We start from the raw sequence: 16775 nt of genomic DNA on the forward strand, positions 1-16775 counted from the left end.
ATTAAAATTGTATTAATTTTTATATAATTTTATCCATAAAATTAATAAGATAAATTATATGGAGATATTAATGTTTAATGAAAATCCAATAAAAATACTGCAAGAAAGAGATTTAATTATAAAATCGACTAATGAAAAATTATTAATAAAAAAATTATCTAAAGAATCAATAACGCTTTATTGTGGATTTGATCCTACCACTGATAGTTTACATTTAGGACATTTAATTCCATTATTATGTTTAAATCGTTTTCAACAGATTGGACATAAACCAATAGTGTTGATTGGTGGAGCTACAGGTTTAATAGGTGATCCTAGTTTTAAATCTGCCAAACGGAAATTAAATACTAGTGAAAATATCCAGAAATGGGCAGAAAAAATATGTAATCAGATTTCATTATTTCTTGATTTTAATTGTGGTAAAAATAGTGCTAAGATAGTTAATAATTACGAATGGTTTAGCAAAATGCAAGTATTGACATTCCTGCGTGATATTGGTAAATATTTCTCGGTTAATCAAATGATTAATAAAGAAGCTATTAAACAACGTATTCAAAGGGATTATTTTGGTATCTCATTTACTGAATTTTCATACAATATATTTCAATCTTATGATTTTGCTAATCTTTATTATGAATATGATGTTCAATTACAAATAGGTGGCTCTGATCAATGGGGGAATATTACGTCAGGTATTGATTTAACTCGTCGGTTATATAAAAAACTAGTTTTTGGATTAACAGTACCACTAATTATTAAATCTGATGGAACTAAATTTGGTAAAACAGAATCTGATGTAATATGGTTAGATCCAAAAAAAACTAGTCCATATAAATTTTATCAATTTTGGATCAATACGTCAGACAACGATATTTACCGTTTTCTTAAATTTTTTACATTTATACCAATTGCAGAAATTAATGCAATGCAACAAGAAGAAGTTCAAAATACAGGATTAATACCTAAATCTAAATATATATTAGCAGAAAAAGTTACCAAATTAGTACATGGTCTAGATGGTTTAAAATCTGCTCAGAGAATTACAAACAGTTTATTTTCCAATACTGTTTTAAATTTAACACAAAAAGATTTTTTGCAATTAGAACAAGATGGTATTCCAATGACCAAGTTAAATACTGGGATAAACATACAACAGGCATTAGTAGATGCAAAATTAGCTACTTCTCGTAGTCAAGCTAGAAATTTAGTAATATCAAAATCTATAACTGTTAATGGTGAAAAATTAATTAATCCAGAATATATTTTTACTACTAAAGATCGGTTATTTAGTCGTTATTCTTTGCTTAAACGTGGAAAAAAAAATTACTGTTTAATTAATTGGCAATAATTATTTTAAAAAATAAAATCATCTTTTACTTAAAAAAGATAGATATATTATATAGTGATTTACTTTATTACAATTTACTATTTACTTAAATAGTCACTAATAAATTTAAGATAATGTTGTAATATTTTTATCAACTTCTATAAATTGATAAAAATCACTATAAATAATATATTATTTTCATATTTTATCTTTAATAATGTAAATTTGTTTATTTTATATATTTTAAAATAATTTTATATTTCATTAGGAAACAAACATAATGACTAGTAAAGGTGTAAATAAGGTTATACTTATAGGTAATTTAGGACAAAACCCTGAAATTCGTTATATGCCAAATGGTGGTATTGTTGCAAATTTCCCCTTAGCTACTTCTGAAAGTTGGCGTGATAAACAAAGTGGAGAAATAAGAGAAAAAACAGAATGGCATCGTATTGTAATTTTTGGTAAATTGGCTGAAATAGCAGAAGAATATTTACGTAAGGGTTCACAAGTATATATAGAAGGATCATTGCAAACACGTAAATGGCAAGATCAAAATGGGTTAGATCGATACACTACAGAAGTTATAGTTAACATCGGTGGTACTATGCAAATGTTAGGTTCTAGAAATGTATCGCAAGAAAGCATAACACAAAATAATATTTCTGGAAATTTTGATAAACCACAAAAACCACAGCAACCTAAACAGCATAGTGATGCTAATTTAAATATAGATTCTAATAAAGAGAATACTGATATACTTACTGAGTCGATAATTAATTTTGATGATGATATTCCATTTTAATAAATATAATTGGTATTATTTAAATAATAGTATTGAAACATTAAATGAAAAACATTTAGAAAAATGTTTTTCATTTAAATTTCGTTAAAAAATAAATTAATGATATAATGACAATATTATAAACAAAATTTTAAAAAGTAATTAACATGTTTATTAAAAATATTTACTCAGATAGTAATAATAAATTGAATGATTTTTTTAAAATACAGCAACGCCATTCCACAACTTGTCGTGAAATTATTGCTGGTTTTACTGTTTTTTTATCAATGGTATACTCTGTGATAGTTATACCAAATATGTTAGGTCAAGCTGGTTTTCCAAAAACAACAGTTTTTATTGCTACTTGTATGATCTCTGGATTTGGATCATTATTAATGGGATTATGGGCTAATTTGCCAATGGCTATAGGTTGTGCTATTTCATTAACTGCATTAATAGCATTTAACTTAATTATTAGTCAAGGATTAAGTATTCCTATTATTTTAGGTGCCATTTTTTTAATGGGATGTTGTTTTACATTAATCTCTATTACTAATATACGTAGTTTTATATTACGAAATACGCCGATGGGGATTTCTCAGGGTATAGGAATTGGTATAGGATTATTTTTAATATTAATAGCTGCTAACAGCATTGGGTTAGTAATCAAAAATAATCAAGATGGGTTACCAATATCTCTTGGACAATTTAGTTCTTTTCCTGTGATTATATCTCTTATTGGTTTAGCTGTTATTTCCGGTTTAGAAAAAAGAAAGATACCTGGTGGGGTATTAATAGTTATCATTACAATTTCTATTTTAGGTTTGATATTTGATCCAAAAGTAAAATATTATGGTTTATTTAAACTGCCAACTATTGGTGTAAATGGTTTATCATTATTATTTAATATGGATATTATTGGTGCATTGGATCCAGTTGTTTTACCTAATTTATTTGCATTAATTATTACAGCTATTTTTGATGCTACCGGGACAATTAGGGCAGTAGCTAGTCAAGCCAATCTTTTAGATGAAAAAAATCAAATTATTAATGGTGATAAAGCGATAATATCAGATTCAATAAGTAGCATCTTTGCTGGTATCCTTGGTACTTCTCCAGCAGCAGTATATATTGAATCTGCAGCAGGTACTGCAGTTGGTGGTAAAACTGGATTAACTGCAGTAGTAGTTGGCTTATTATTTTTATTGATCATATTTTTATCACCTATATCTTATTTAGTGCCAGCTTATGCAACAGCTCCAGCATTAATGTATGTAGGTTTATTAATGTTAAGTAATATTAAAAAACTAAATTTTAATGATTTGATTGATACTATTTCTGGTTTACTTTGTGGAGTTTTTATTTTATTAACTTGTAATATTGTAACTGGTATTATGATTGGGTTTGCTTGCTTAGTTATTGGTCGTTTTTGTGCTGGGGAATGGCATAAATTAACTTTAGGTGCTATTTTAATAGCAGTGATATTAATCACATTTTACATTAGTGGTTTAGCTATAGTGGTTTAGCTATTTAATAGCAAAAAAAATTATATAAATAATAATAAATTTTTTATAATTTTTTTTTAAATTTCTTAAATTCATTAACTGTAGGGGATTTTTTTTACTAAAAAACTAATATTCATTGCAATAATCTTAAGGATTATACTTTTATATTTATTAAATATTAAAATAAAATTTCACTATTTTATAAGTTAAAAAATTATATATTTTATTTTTTCTTTTATCTAAGCATTAATAGTAATAAAAATTCTAATTTACTAATTAATTTTTTTGTAAGATTATTAATAATAAATTAACTTATTATATTTTATAATATTAATAACTAATATTATTTATAAAATATTTTTTAATTTTATTTAAATATTCAAAAATGAATCAAAAAATAATTTAAACAAACGCTTACTACTCTACTACTCTAATATATATCAGTATCTGATATATATTAGTATAATACTTTATGTTTTACAATAAATTCACTTAAAAAGTTATTTTGTTTTTTTATATTTTAAAAAGTAGAACTATTATTAATAGTAGTATATTTTATTTATTTAAAATACTAATTTTTTTGGAAGTAATTTTAAAAATCACTATTATAAATATAGGTTATGCTGTTTATCTAATGCTGTATTATTAGCTTAATATTATGGAGTAGTTGCATTATATATTATTACTGAAATAGTAATATTATTAAATAATAGGTAATCATCTTTAATTGTTAAAAAAATTGAATTATTTGTAATCGAAAAAACTTAATTTTAGTAAAATTGCAAATAAATTTTCAATTTTACTAAAATAGTAATAATAATTATATTATGGTCTAGCAACTACTTAATATAATAATCCATTATTTAAATATGGCAACCATTATTTCTTTAAAGAAACAGAATAGTTATTAGTTAACTGTAATAATATTCCAAATTATTTGATTTGTGCAATTATGTAATAAAACAAAATACGTAAAATTATGTTGTAAAAAATTATTAATTAAAATACAAAAAAATAGTCTATAGATTAGTAATAAAATTAGGATTAAATAACTTTAGAGATTCTGTAGTATAGTAGGTAATGAAGCCTATCAAAAAAATATTTAGGCGATAATATTAAACCTATTTTGCAAAACAGTAATTTTTTCTTAATTCCAAAGTAATTCATACTTTAGATAATTTAAAAAATCAACGTGATCGTGATATTGTTTCAGCTAATCGTTTAATTACTGAATTGAAAAACATCAAAATTATATTTTTACCTATAATCTATTTAATTATAATTAATTTTAATAATCATAGTATTTAAACCATAATTATTAAAATAAATATATTAAATATAAATTAATTCATAGCAATAAGTTTATAACCTTATTTACAAAAACAAATTAAAAATATAATGTTTAACAACAATATCTTCATAAAGATATATTTTGATAATAGATCATATCACGTAATACACTTTTATATATTATTTTATTCTAAAAAATATAAAGGTATATTATACTTAGTAAATTTGATTTCCATTAATAAACTTTATAAAATATAAAAACAAGATGCATTTCTTTTATTAATCTCTTGATATTAATATCTTGATAAATAAAGATTAATAAGATCTAAATATAATTTTTTTAAAACAAATATAATAAAAGCATTTTTCTTATAAAAGTTTTATTACTTAACTACAAAATTTTAAATTTTTTTATCATAAAATCAATAAAAATTATTTTTTTAGTTTTAAAAAAAATTAAAAAAGTTATATTATATAATAATATATACAATAACATAGATTGTATGCTAATCTTCTAGCATTATTACTGAATATAAAATTCCTTTTTAGGTCAAAAAAAGATATTAAAAGATTAACAATAAAATAAATTAAATTAAGTATTTATTTTCTATTTTTAAGAAATTACTGGTTATAAATTCTACTCATAATACATATAATATACCATTATAAGAATTAACTTATGCATATAAACTATTTATCAAAGTATGATCATATACTTTTTCCATTAAGCTTAGTGTTATTTGAATTTACTGTGTATATAGCTAATGATATGATTCAACCTGCTATGTTAGAAATTGTAAAAAGTTTTCATGTTGGGGTAGAATGGGTACCAACTTCTCTAACAGCATATTTGGCTGGAGGAATATTTCTACAATGGTTATTTGGTCCTTTATCAGATAAAAAAGGACGACGCCCAGTAATGCTTTTAGGTGTTCTTTTTTTTATTTTTAGCTGTTTAAGCATTTTATTTGTTTCAAATATTAAACAATTTATATTTATGCGATTTCTTCAAGGAATAGGATTATGTTTTATTGGTACTATTGGTTATGCAACGATACAAGAATCTTTTACTGAAACTATTTGCGTTAAAATTATTGCACTGATGGCTAATATTGCTTTAATAGCACCATTGTTAGGTCCATTAATAGGTGCAACATTAATTAATATTCTGTCTTGGCAAACGATGTTTATCATTTTTGCTATTTTAGCTCTAACCTCATTTATAGGTTTATTTTTTTTTATGCCAGAAACAGTCCTTAGAAAAGGAGAAAAATTATCTATTTATATGTTATGGTGTGATTATAAACTAGTATTTAAAAATTTACTATTTATTTATGGTGCATTTGCAATTGGTTTTGTAAATTTACCTCTACTTTCATGGATTGCACTCTCTCCACTTATTCTAATAAATAAAGAAAACCTTCAAATTTTTACTTATGCTTTATTACAAATACCTGTATTTGGAGGATTAATTATAGGGAATATAACATTAAGTTATTTAACAAAAAAATTGACATTAATTCAACTAATAAAATTAGGTGGTAACCCAATAGTTATTGGTTTATTAATTTCTTTATTTTCAGTATTTTATCCATCAGTAACTTATTTATCGATTACTGTTGGATTAAGTTTATATTCATTCGGTCTAGGCATAATAAATTCCTGTTTAACAAGATTAACGTTATTTTCTAGTAATATTAGTAAGGGAACAGTTTCCGCTGCCATGGGGATCATAAGTATGATAATATTCGTTTTTGGGTTAGAAATTTCTAAAAAAGTGTATCTATTAGGAGATACAGATGCTTTCAATCTATTAAATTTATTAAGTGGATTATGTTGGTTAATTTTAATAATATTATTTATTAAAAAATTTCTATATAAGAAAAACATATCTAATATAAAAGACTGATAAAACATTTTAAATAAAATATAAGGCTTTTATTTAATCAAATATCTTGCAAATAATATTTTTTTAATCTTAAAGAGCATTCAAAAGATATTTTTAATTTTATATAAAAAATAATATATGTAATCTTAAAATATAATACATTAACTATATATAATTTTTTATTTTCATGAAGCTAAATAACATATTTTAACTCTCAGAAAATTTTATTTATAGATTAAAATTACATAAAAATAACACTAAAATATTTTATAATATTACCAATAGATATAATTATATCTACCATCAGTAAGTATAATAAAAATTAATAATTTTAATAATTGATAATTTTAATATTATTAAATAATACGAAATATAAAAACATCAATTTTTGATATTTAAAATTAATTTAGAAAATCTAATATATCTAATTAATATAGAAAAGTTGAAAAATATTTATATATTTTCTTTAGTTAAAGAAAAGAAATTTTACATTATTTACAAGTTAAATGATTTATTTCAACAATAAAAGGTACATCTTATTTATGTTGCATTCTACTATCTTGTATATTAGTTTACGATATATTTGTGGACAAATGGGTAATATATTTTACCGATTAATATCAAATTTATCTACTATTGGCATTTCAATTGGTGTTATGTCATTAACTGTAGTTACTGCTATTACAAATGGTTTTGAATCATTATTACAAAAAAATATTTTAGAATATATACCACATGTTATTTTAACAACTCATTATGGGAATCTTAATCCAAATAAATATCCAGTAAAAAATATAAGTCACCTACAAGGGATAGATCGAGTAGATTCAATTGTAAAAAGTGACATTATCTTACAGAGCCAGTTAAATATAGGATTAGCAATTATGATTGGTATTAATATAAATTCATCAGATCCATTATTAAATTATCTAGAATACATTAATCCTGAAGTATTAAATACTGGTAGTTATAATGTTATTTTAGGTATAAAGTTGGCTGAACAACTAGGGGTAAATAAAGGAGATAAATTAAGATTAATTGTACCTGGTGTTAATAAATTTACTCCTATAGGAAGAATTCCAAATCAACGTTTATTTACCGTAGTTGGAACTTTTAATACTAATGGAGATACTGATAGTAATACATTATTAGTTAATCAAGAGGATGCTGCACGATTAATGGATTATCCTTTAGGTAACATCACTGGTTGGCGTCTTTATCTTAAAAAACCTTTAAATATTGATCAATTAAGCCAACAAACGTTACCAACAGATATAATATGGAAGGATTGGAGAGAACAGAAGGGTGAATTTTTTCAAGCAGTTAAAATGGAAAATAATATGATGAAATTGTTATTAAGTCTTATTATTATTGTAGCTGAATTTAATATTGCTATTTCACTATCATTATTAGTTATGGAAAAACAATCTGAAGTAGCTATTTTGCAAACATTAGGTTTAAATAGATTTAGAATCATGATTATTTTTATGTTACAGGGAATATTTATAGGAATTATTGGTAGTTTTATTGGAGTATTATTAGGTTTATTTATTGCAAAACATATTAATATAATAATGAAAATATTAGGTTTATTAGATAATAATATAGAATTACCGATATATATAGATTTTGTTCATGTGATTCTAATATATATATCAACTGTTGGTATTTCATTATTAGCTACACTTTATCCATCTTGGCGTGCAGCAACCATCCAACCAGCAGAAATTTTACGTTATGAATAATTTACCACTATTAGTTTGTCAAAATATTTGTAAAAACTATAAAGATGGAAATAACTTTATTAGTATACTTAAAAATATTTCTTTTTCTATAAAAAGAAAAGAAATGATAGCTATAATTGGTAATTCAGGTTCTGGTAAAAGTACATTATTACATCTATTAGGAGGATTAGATATACCAACTAAGGGTAATATTATCTTTAATGGTATAAAAATTAATTCTCTTTCAAATAGCAAAAGAGCAGAATTACGTAATCAAAAATTAGGTTTTATTTATCAATTCCATCATTTATTACCAGATTTTACTGCATTAGAAAATGTTATGATGCCTTTATTGATTAAAGGATTATTGAATAAAATTGCACAAAAAATAGCCAGTGAAATGTTAAAAGAAGTAGAATTATTACATAGAGCAAATCATAAACCTAGTGAATTATCTGGAGGAGAACGTCAAAGAGTTGCTATTGCTAGAGCACTAGTTAATAAACCAGATTTAATATTAGCAGATGAACCCACAGGTAATTTAGATTTATCTAATACGGATATAATTTTTAATTTATTGTTAAAATTGAATCAACAAAATGGCACTACATGTTTAATAGTAACACATGATTTATATCTTGCTAGTAGATTATCTTGCACATTAGAAATGCATGATGGTTATTTACAAAATTAATATATCTAAATTAAGAGTATAAATATTATTATGTCATTATTCTACACCTTAGTTATTGCGTTTCGTTTTATTCAAAGTACAAAAAAAAATAGTTTAATTTCATTAATATCAATTATTTCTATATTATGTATAGTTTTAGGTATTACAACATTAATTATAGGTTTAAGTGCAATAAATGGTTTTGAATACGAATTAAAAAATCGCATACTTTCAATTATTCCTCATGGAGAAATTACAGCTATTAATCAACCTTATTTGAATTGGAATAACGATTTAATTAAAATTCAGAAAACACCAGGTGTTGTTGCTGTATCACCTTATATTAATTTTATTGGATTACTTGAAAAGAAAAATATATTGAAAATTATAAAAATAATTGGTGTAGATTTATCATCAGAAAAAACAGTAAGTTCCTTACCTAATTTTATATTAGGTGATGCTTGGAAAGAATTTAAACAAAAAAATAATGAAATTATTTTAGGTCATGGTATTGCGAAAGAATTACAAATTTTACCAGGAGATTATATCTATATCTTAAACATCAATAATACATATGATAAAGATAAATTATATTTTCAACAACTACATAAAAATTTAGTTAAAGTGATTGGCGTATTTAAGCTAAATGGTATGTTGGATAATCAATTAGCAATAGTTCCACTGCAAGATGCACAGAATTATTTAGGATATAATAATGGTATTAATGGGTTTAAAATCAAAGTTAATAATATTTTTAAGGCAAATAAAATAGTATATAATGCAGGTATTAACACTGGTAATTTTATTACTATAAAAAGTTGGATAACAGATTATGGTTATATGTATAACGATATCAGAATGGTACGTGGTATAATTTATATTGCAATGATATTATTAATTAGTGTTGCTTGTTTTAATATTATATCTACACTATTAACGATATTAAAAAATAAAAGTATTGATATTGCAATATTAAAAACATATGGGGCTAAGAATTATTTTATTTATGCTATTTTTTTATGGTATGGATTAATCATCGGTATAATTGGATGTTTTTTTGGATTATTAATAGGTATTTCCATATCATTAAATTTAACAGATATTACTAAATATATAGAAAATATTATTGGTCATCCTATTTTATCAAGTGATATTTATTTTATTGATTTTTTACCTTCTAAGGTTAGAATTATAGACATATTATTTATAATTTCAATAACATTAATTTTAAGTATATTATCTAGTTTATATCCAGCTAAAAAAGCAATAACAATAGCTCCAGCAAGAATTTTAAATGGTAGTAATAATTATTAATTCTTAACGTAAAATTTTAACAATTATTAATCAAATAATTATTTTTATTCTTATAAAAAGAATTAAATAAATTAACTTAATTTCCATATAAATATGTAATCATTAAAATAAATTTTCTAATTAATTGATAATTGTTTTATCAACTTTGTTATTTTTTTAAAAGTATTAATTCATCAAAACAGATTTTAAATAAAATTTATGGATTTAAAATGAAAGATTATTTTTCAATATTTATTACTACTATTTTTACAAATAATGTTGTTCTAGTAAAATTTCTTGGTTTATGTCCTATTATAGCTGTATCTAAAAAATTAGAAACTACTATCGGTATGACATTTACAATGATATTTGTAATAACCTTATCATCAATATGCTCATGGATTATAGATAATCTTATTTTAATACCATTAAATTTAATATATTTACGTATATTTATTTTTATATTAATCACCTCTGTAGTTGTCCAATGTACTGAAATTATGCTATATAAAACCAATAAAATACTATATAGAAAATTAGGTATATTTTTACCATTAATGACTACAAACTGTACAATTCTTAGTGTAATTCTGTTAAATACACATCAATCACATAGTTTTTTAGAAGCTGCAGTGTATGGATTTTCTACAGCAATAAGTTTTTCTTTAATTATGATATTATTTTCAGCTATCAAAGAACGTATATCCTTAGCAAATATTCCTGCTCCATTTAAAGGGGCACCAATTGCTCTAATTACTATAGGTTTAATGTCTTTAGCATTTATAGGATTTAATGATTTTACAAAATTAAAATGAAACAAGTATTAATTGTAATTATTGTTGTTACTGCATTATTTTTTATCTTTGGATGTATTTTAAAAATTTTTTCTTTATTGATTAAAACAAAAGATAATCAAATAATAAAGAAAATAAATTATATTTTACCTCAAAGTCAATGTCGTAAATGTGGTCATCAAAATTGCCAATCATATGCAGAAGCGATAGTGATGGAGGGAAATGAAATAAATAAATGTAATCCAGGTGGGAAGTTAGTTGTTTTAAAAATTGCAGAATTACTTAATATAAAACCATTAGAAATTAATCTGAATAAATTTAAAAAAGAAAAACAAGTAGCTTTTATTGATGAAAATAATTGTATTGGTTGTTCAAAGTGTATCCAAAATTGTCCAGTAGATGTTATTATTGGAACAAAACATTCTATGCATACCATTTTAGAACAATTTTGTACTGGTTGCGAACTTTGTGTAACTCATTGTCCAACAAATTGTATTACTATGATTCCTACAAGAAATCATAATAACAATAAAAAATGGAATGGAATTACTATTCCAATACAAAGTATTAAAATACAAACCTAAAATATAAAAATAGTTGTCTTCTTTGTAAAAAAATTTAATTATGTTTAATATTTTTCAAAAATTTAAATTTAATAAAAAAAAGTTATTTGATATTTTAAATAAAATTTATCCATTTAAAATAAAAAAAAAAATAAATTTAGCTCCATTACGAATTCTTCCACTAGCTGATGAATTTATTATTCCTATCCAACAACATGTAGGTACGTCAGGAGATATTATTGTTAAGCCAGGTGATTATGTATTAAAAGGCCAACCCTTAACCATAGGTTGTAAATATAAAATTCCTGTGCATGCAACTACTTCAGGAACTATTATTGAAATAGTAGAATATATAACAGAACAATATTCTGGTCCAAAGGAACTTTGTATTAGACTAAAACCAGATAATAAAGATAAATGGTGTGAACTGAAACCTTTAACTAATTATTCACAATACTCTATTAAAGTTGTATTATCACATATTGAACAAGCTGGAATCGTTGAATTAGGTAATTTATGTTTTCCTACTGCAATAAAACTAAAAAATAATAACAAAGTAATTAGTACTTTAATTATTAATGCAGTAGAGTATGTAAAAAATGTAATTGCTAATGATCAATTAATACAAGAATATACTGATGAAATAATTGATGGTATTTTAATATTAAAATATATAACAAAACCAAAAAGGATATTAATTGTAATTGCAGACAGTAATATAGCATCAATTTTATCATTAAAAAAAGCAATTTATTCTTATAAATATTATATAAAATTAATAGTAATAAAATCTAAATATCCTGTATTTGAAAATAAGGTATTAATAAAAATCTTAACAGGAAAAAAAATATTAAGTGGCATCAATCATTCTGCATCAAATATCATGATACAGGATATCAGCACAGTAGTTGCTATTAAACAAGCAATTATTGATGGAAAACCATTAATTGAGCGAGTAGTAACATTAATTAGAGGAGATATAGCAAAAAATTCAATTAATTATTTAATTCGTTTTGGTACTCCTATAAATTTTTTTTTAAAATATATTAATTATATACCACAATCAAATCAAATGATTATTATTGGAGGACCATTAATAGGTTTTACTTTATCTAATTTTAATATACCTTTTGTTAAACTAAATAATTATATTACTGTAATTAATTCAACAAAAATAGAACAACATTCTATTGAATATCCTTGTATTAAATGTGATCGCTGCACCCAAGTTTGTCCAGTTAATTTATCCCCGCAACAATTATATCGGTTTATTAAAGGACAAGAATATGAAAAAGCACAAAAAATTAATTTATTACATTGTATAGAATGTGGTGCTTGTGATTATGTATGTCCAAGTAATATTACACTTGTAAAATACTATCGGCAAGCAAAATTTAAAATTCAAATTTTTAATAAAGAAAAGCAAAGTGCTGCTGATGCAAAAAATAGATTTGAAGCTAAAAATTTACGCATTGAACAAAATAAAATTTTGCAACAAAAATATAAACAACAAATTGAAATAACATTAAAAAATGATGAAAAAATAGAAACAACTATATCTACTAATAAAATAAAAAATACTATAAAACAAAAATCTCTGGAATTAAGAAAAGCTATAATAGCAGATGCTGTTGCACGTGTTAAAGAAAAACGCAATAAACTAGATATTTATAATAAATAAAATAATCTTTGATTATTTAAAAGATATATATATTAATATAAAATGATAAAATGAAGATAAATAATTTAAAAATAGCAAGCTTACCATTTATTTATAAAAAACAAAGTATTAGTAATATAATGTTATTAGTAGTCATTGCATCTATTCCAGGTATTTGTTGTCAAATTTATTTTTTTAATAGTGGGACAGTTTACCAAATTTTGGTAGCTATTATAACAGCTTTAATTTGTGAATCTATTGCTTTAAAATTAAGAAAATTTTCGGTTATTAATAATTTAAAAGATAATTCAGCATTAGTAACAGCTATTATATTAGCTATTAGTATACCTCCTTTATCACCATGGTGGTTAATAGTTTTAGGAACTTCTTTTGCAATATTAATTGCGAAGCATGTTTATGGAGGATTAGGACAGAATATATTTAATCCAGCAATGGTAGGTTACGTTGTATTGTTGATCTCATTCCCTATGCATATGAATAATTGGGCATCACAGATAGAATATCAATTCATAAATAAAAATATTATAACTCCATCACAAATAATTTTTAAGGGTAATACTATTACAAAATCAATATCAAATCATTTAACTATAAACGATAAAAATTTAAATCAAAATATGTTATTCAAGAGTTTTAAAAACTCTATATTAAATAACTCAATAAATAAAATATACCAAAAATTAATTTTAAAAGATTCATCAATCAATACCAATATTAATTGGTTATGGATAAATATTGCATATTTATTTGGTGGTATTATAATGATTCATTATAAAATAATTAGTTGGCAAATTCCTTTAGCATTTTTAACCACAGTAGTAATTTGTTCATTATTAAGTTGGTTAATTATGCCATCAGAATACAATTCTCCAATTGTACATCTATTCTTCTCTGGAAGAACTATGCTTAGCTGTTTTTTTATTGCTACAGATCCAGTTACAGCTACAAATACAAAAAATGGACGTATTATTTACGGTTCATTAATTGGTTTATTAGTTTGGATTGCACATATTTTTGGTAGTTATCATGATGCTTTTGCAGTATTACTAGCTAATATTTGCGCTCCTGTAATTGATCATTACAGTAAACATCGTATTTATAGTTATAAATAAGGATAAATAGATGTTAAAATTAATTAAACGTTATGGAATTATATTAGCTATATTCGGGTCTATTACCACTGGAATAACAGAAGTTATTTACATAATAACTAATAATAACATTAATAACAATAAACTCATAATGTCACAAAAAGTATTTGATCAAATCAAAACTTATGATTTATATTATAACAATTTAATAAAAAAATGTTATTTATTTAAGAGAAATAATCTTGAAGATAACTCTTTTAATTTTATACATTTTGGATGTCCTAAAAACATAACGATATATTGTTGTAATCATAAAATATACTAAAAATTGATATTTATTATTATTTTAAATAAATATATTTTTTAATATGTAGTATTTAATATAACTAAGTAAAGTAAACAAAATTATATATTAATATTTTTCTTTATGCTTTACATAAAAAAATTAAAATTTGATTATTATAATTAAACAATAATTATATAGATAAATAGTTCAAATTAAACTAAAATTACTAATAAATTATATAATATTTTTAAAATAATTTACTTTTATTATATCTTTAAATGAATAAAATAAATAAATTTAAAATAATTTTTATCAATAGAGTATGGGAGGATAATTCTCTAATAGTTCAACTATTGGGTTTATGTCCGTTATTAGCTGGTTCTTCAACAATTATTAATTCTTTAATTTTAGGATTAATTACAACATTTATATTATGTTTTAGTAATACTCTAATTTCAATCTTTCATTATTGGATTCCAAGTGAAATACGTATTCCAATTTATATTATAATTATTTCATTTATTGTTTCAACTGTACAAATATTAATTAATACCTATGCTCCTAATTTGTATCAATCTTTAGGCATTTTTATACCTTTAATTGTTACTAACTGTATTATTATTGAGCGAGCTGAAAATTACGCTATTAAAAATAATATATATAAATCAGCAATTGATGGTTTATCCATGGGATTAGGTATTACAATAGCAATGTTTTTTTTAGGAGCAATTAAAGAAATATTAGGCCAAGGAACCCTATTTGATCATGCAGATTTGTTATTAGGAGGATGGGCAAAAATATTACGTATTGAAATATTTAAATTTAATTTTCCTTTTTTATTTGCTGTATTACCTCCTGGATCTTTAATTGGACTAGGTTTAATTTTAGCTATAAATTTTTGTATTGATAAAAGAGTAAAAAAATATTTTAATAAACACTGAACTGCAATAAAAATTTAAATAAATGATAAATTATGGATGCACAAAATAGAATAGCAATTCTAAATCGATTACATGATAAAAACCCCACACCAAAAATAGAATTAATTTTTAATTCATCTTTTGAATTGCTAATTTCTGTATTGCTATCAGCCCAAACGACTGATAAAAGTGTGAATAAGGCAACGGCTAAATTATATCAAGTAGCTAATACAGCTGAAAAAATGTTAAATCTTGGTCTAGATAAAATAAAAAATCATATTAAAACAATAGGATTGTCTAATACTAAAGCTAAAAATATTATAAAAATATGTCAAATATTAATTGATAAATATAATGGTAAAGTACCTGAAAATCGTGAATTCCTAGAATCATTACCTGGAATTGGACGTAAAACTGCAAATGTAGTTTTGAATATTGCTTTTGGTTGGCCAACAATAGCTGTTGATACCCATGTATTTCGTGTATGTAATCGTACAAATTTTGTAACTGGTAAAAATGTTATTGAGGTTGAACAAAAATTAATTGAAATAGTACCAATTAAATTTAAATTTAACTTTAATCTTTGGTTTGTATTACATGGTCGTTATACATGCACTGCTAGAAAACCATTTTGTAATATTTGTATTATTGAAAATTTATGTGAATTTAATAATAAACACAATCACAAAGTCTGTTAATTAATGAATAATATTTAAGTTGTAAACAAATATATTATATTTTTATATGCAATGTTGATTTAAAATTACTTATGTTTTGTGATTCCAATCATTTTTAATTAGAAATGATAATTTTTATTATTATCTTAGTTTGTGTTAACAATTTTTATTGGTTGTAATGTAAATGTAATTATGCGTACTATATAATTGCCATTTAATACAAAACTTTATTATCAACTTTAATAATTTTTTGTATTTTTCATTTATTGTTTGATATTG

The 16775-nt window shown here is 22.9% G+C and carries 14 protein-coding genes; all 14 read left to right on the plus strand.

Annotated elements, in window-relative coordinates; translation table 11 throughout:
• Window positions 1–70: 70 nt before the first annotated feature.
• Window positions 71–1348: a tyrosine--tRNA ligase gene (gene tyrS / locus AUT07_RS00190; RefSeq protein WP_066282561.1), complete on the plus strand. Its 1278-nt coding sequence runs from the start codon at window positions 71–73 to the stop codon at window positions 1346–1348.
• A 259-nt stretch (window positions 1349–1607) separates the two neighbouring features.
• Window positions 1608–2132, plus strand: coding sequence for a single-stranded DNA-binding protein (locus AUT07_RS00195; protein WP_066282566.1), 525 nt, complete (start codon window positions 1608–1610; stop codon window positions 2130–2132).
• Between the two features lie 146 nt (window positions 2133–2278).
• Window positions 2279–3637: an NCS2 family permease gene (locus tag AUT07_RS00200; RefSeq protein ID WP_066282570.1), complete on the plus strand. Its 1359-nt coding sequence runs from the start codon at window positions 2279–2281 to the stop codon at window positions 3635–3637.
• A gap of 1948 nt (window positions 3638–5585) precedes the next feature.
• Window positions 5586–6815 (plus strand): MFS transporter, encoded by a 1230-nt coding sequence (locus AUT07_RS00205; RefSeq protein WP_066282572.1) that lies wholly within the window; start codon window positions 5586–5588, stop codon window positions 6813–6815.
• A gap of 521 nt (window positions 6816–7336) precedes the next feature.
• Entirely contained in the window at window positions 7337–8539 is a 1203-nt protein-coding gene (lolC, locus tag AUT07_RS00210; protein WP_066282575.1) for a lipoprotein-releasing ABC transporter permease subunit LolC, read from the plus strand.
• Window positions 8532–9212, plus strand: coding sequence for a lipoprotein-releasing ABC transporter ATP-binding protein LolD (lolD, locus tag AUT07_RS00215; RefSeq protein WP_066282579.1), 681 nt, complete (start codon window positions 8532–8534; stop codon window positions 9210–9212). Before lolC ends, lolD begins: the two co-directional genes overlap by 8 nt.
• Window positions 9213–9242: 30 nt before the next feature.
• Window positions 9243–10505: a lipoprotein-releasing ABC transporter permease subunit LolE gene (gene lolE / locus AUT07_RS00220; RefSeq protein ID WP_066282582.1), complete on the plus strand. Its 1263-nt coding sequence runs from the start codon at window positions 9243–9245 to the stop codon at window positions 10503–10505.
• A 209-nt stretch (window positions 10506–10714) separates the two neighbouring features.
• Window positions 10715–11299 carry an electron transport complex subunit RsxA gene (gene rsxA, locus AUT07_RS00225; RefSeq protein ID WP_066282585.1) on the plus strand — a complete coding sequence of 195 codons (585 nt, stop codon included), beginning with the start codon at window positions 10715–10717 and terminating at the stop codon, window positions 11297–11299.
• Window positions 11296–11862 (plus strand): electron transport complex subunit RsxB, encoded by a 567-nt coding sequence (gene rsxB, locus AUT07_RS00230; protein WP_066282588.1) that lies wholly within the window; start codon window positions 11296–11298, stop codon window positions 11860–11862. The genes rsxA and rsxB overlap by 4 nt, the downstream gene beginning before the upstream one ends.
• 40 nt (window positions 11863–11902) lie before the next feature.
• A complete protein-coding gene (gene rsxC / locus AUT07_RS00235; protein ID WP_066282590.1) occupies window positions 11903–13522 on the plus strand; it encodes an electron transport complex subunit RsxC in 1620 nt (539 codons plus the stop codon).
• Window positions 13523–13572: 50 nt separating this feature from the next.
• Window positions 13573–14634 carry an RnfABCDGE type electron transport complex subunit D gene (locus tag AUT07_RS00240; RefSeq protein ID WP_066282592.1) on the plus strand — a complete coding sequence of 354 codons (1062 nt, stop codon included), beginning with the start codon at window positions 13573–13575 and terminating at the stop codon, window positions 14632–14634.
• A gap of 10 nt (window positions 14635–14644) precedes the next feature.
• Complete coding sequence (locus AUT07_RS00245) at window positions 14645–14938, plus strand: hypothetical protein (RefSeq protein WP_066282594.1); 294 nt, start codon at window positions 14645–14647, stop codon at window positions 14936–14938.
• Between the two features lie 248 nt (window positions 14939–15186).
• Window positions 15187–15840 (plus strand): electron transport complex subunit E, encoded by a 654-nt coding sequence (locus AUT07_RS00250; RefSeq protein ID WP_083495554.1) that lies wholly within the window; start codon window positions 15187–15189, stop codon window positions 15838–15840.
• Between the two features lie 32 nt (window positions 15841–15872).
• Window positions 15873–16517, plus strand: a complete 645-nt coding sequence (nth, locus tag AUT07_RS00255) for an endonuclease III (protein WP_066282600.1) — start codon at window positions 15873–15875, stop codon at window positions 16515–16517.
• The last annotated feature ends 258 nt before the right edge of the window (window positions 16518–16775 follow it).

The organism is Candidatus Arsenophonus lipoptenae (assembly GCF_001534665.1).
GTDB classification, from domain to species: domain Bacteria; phylum Pseudomonadota; class Gammaproteobacteria; order Enterobacterales; family Enterobacteriaceae; genus Arsenophonus; species Arsenophonus lipoptenae.

Excerpts from the sequence above, each read along its gene's own strand:
- AUT07_RS00245 (WP_066282594.1), top strand. The coding sequence starts at position 14,645 with ATGTTAAAATTAATTAAACGTTATGGAATTATATTAGCTATATTCGGG.
- lolE (WP_066282582.1), top strand. The coding sequence starts at position 9,243 with ATGTCATTATTCTACACCTTAGTTATTGCGTTTCGTTTTATTCAAAGT.
- AUT07_RS00240 (WP_066282592.1), top strand. The coding sequence starts at position 13,573 with ATGAAGATAAATAATTTAAAAATAGCAAGCTTACCATTTATTTATAAA.
- AUT07_RS00195 (WP_066282566.1), top strand. The coding sequence starts at position 1,608 with ATGACTAGTAAAGGTGTAAATAAGGTTATACTTATAGGTAATTTAGGA.
- tyrS (WP_066282561.1), top strand. The coding sequence starts at position 71 with ATGTTTAATGAAAATCCAATAAAAATACTGCAAGAAAGAGATTTAATT.
- rsxC (WP_066282590.1), top strand. The coding sequence starts at position 11,903 with ATGTTTAATATTTTTCAAAAATTTAAATTTAATAAAAAAAAGTTATTT.
- lolC (WP_066282575.1), top strand. The coding sequence starts at position 7,337 with ATGTTGCATTCTACTATCTTGTATATTAGTTTACGATATATTTGTGGA.
- rsxA (WP_066282585.1), top strand. The coding sequence starts at position 10,715 with ATGAAAGATTATTTTTCAATATTTATTACTACTATTTTTACAAATAAT.
- lolD (WP_066282579.1), top strand. The coding sequence starts at position 8,532 with ATGAATAATTTACCACTATTAGTTTGTCAAAATATTTGTAAAAACTAT.
- AUT07_RS00205 (WP_066282572.1), top strand. The coding sequence starts at position 5,586 with ATGCATATAAACTATTTATCAAAGTATGATCATATACTTTTTCCATTA.
- rsxB (WP_066282588.1), top strand. The coding sequence starts at position 11,296 with ATGAAACAAGTATTAATTGTAATTATTGTTGTTACTGCATTATTTTTT.
- nth (WP_066282600.1), top strand. The coding sequence starts at position 15,873 with ATGGATGCACAAAATAGAATAGCAATTCTAAATCGATTACATGATAAA.
- AUT07_RS00200 (WP_066282570.1), top strand. The coding sequence starts at position 2,279 with ATGTTTATTAAAAATATTTACTCAGATAGTAATAATAAATTGAATGAT.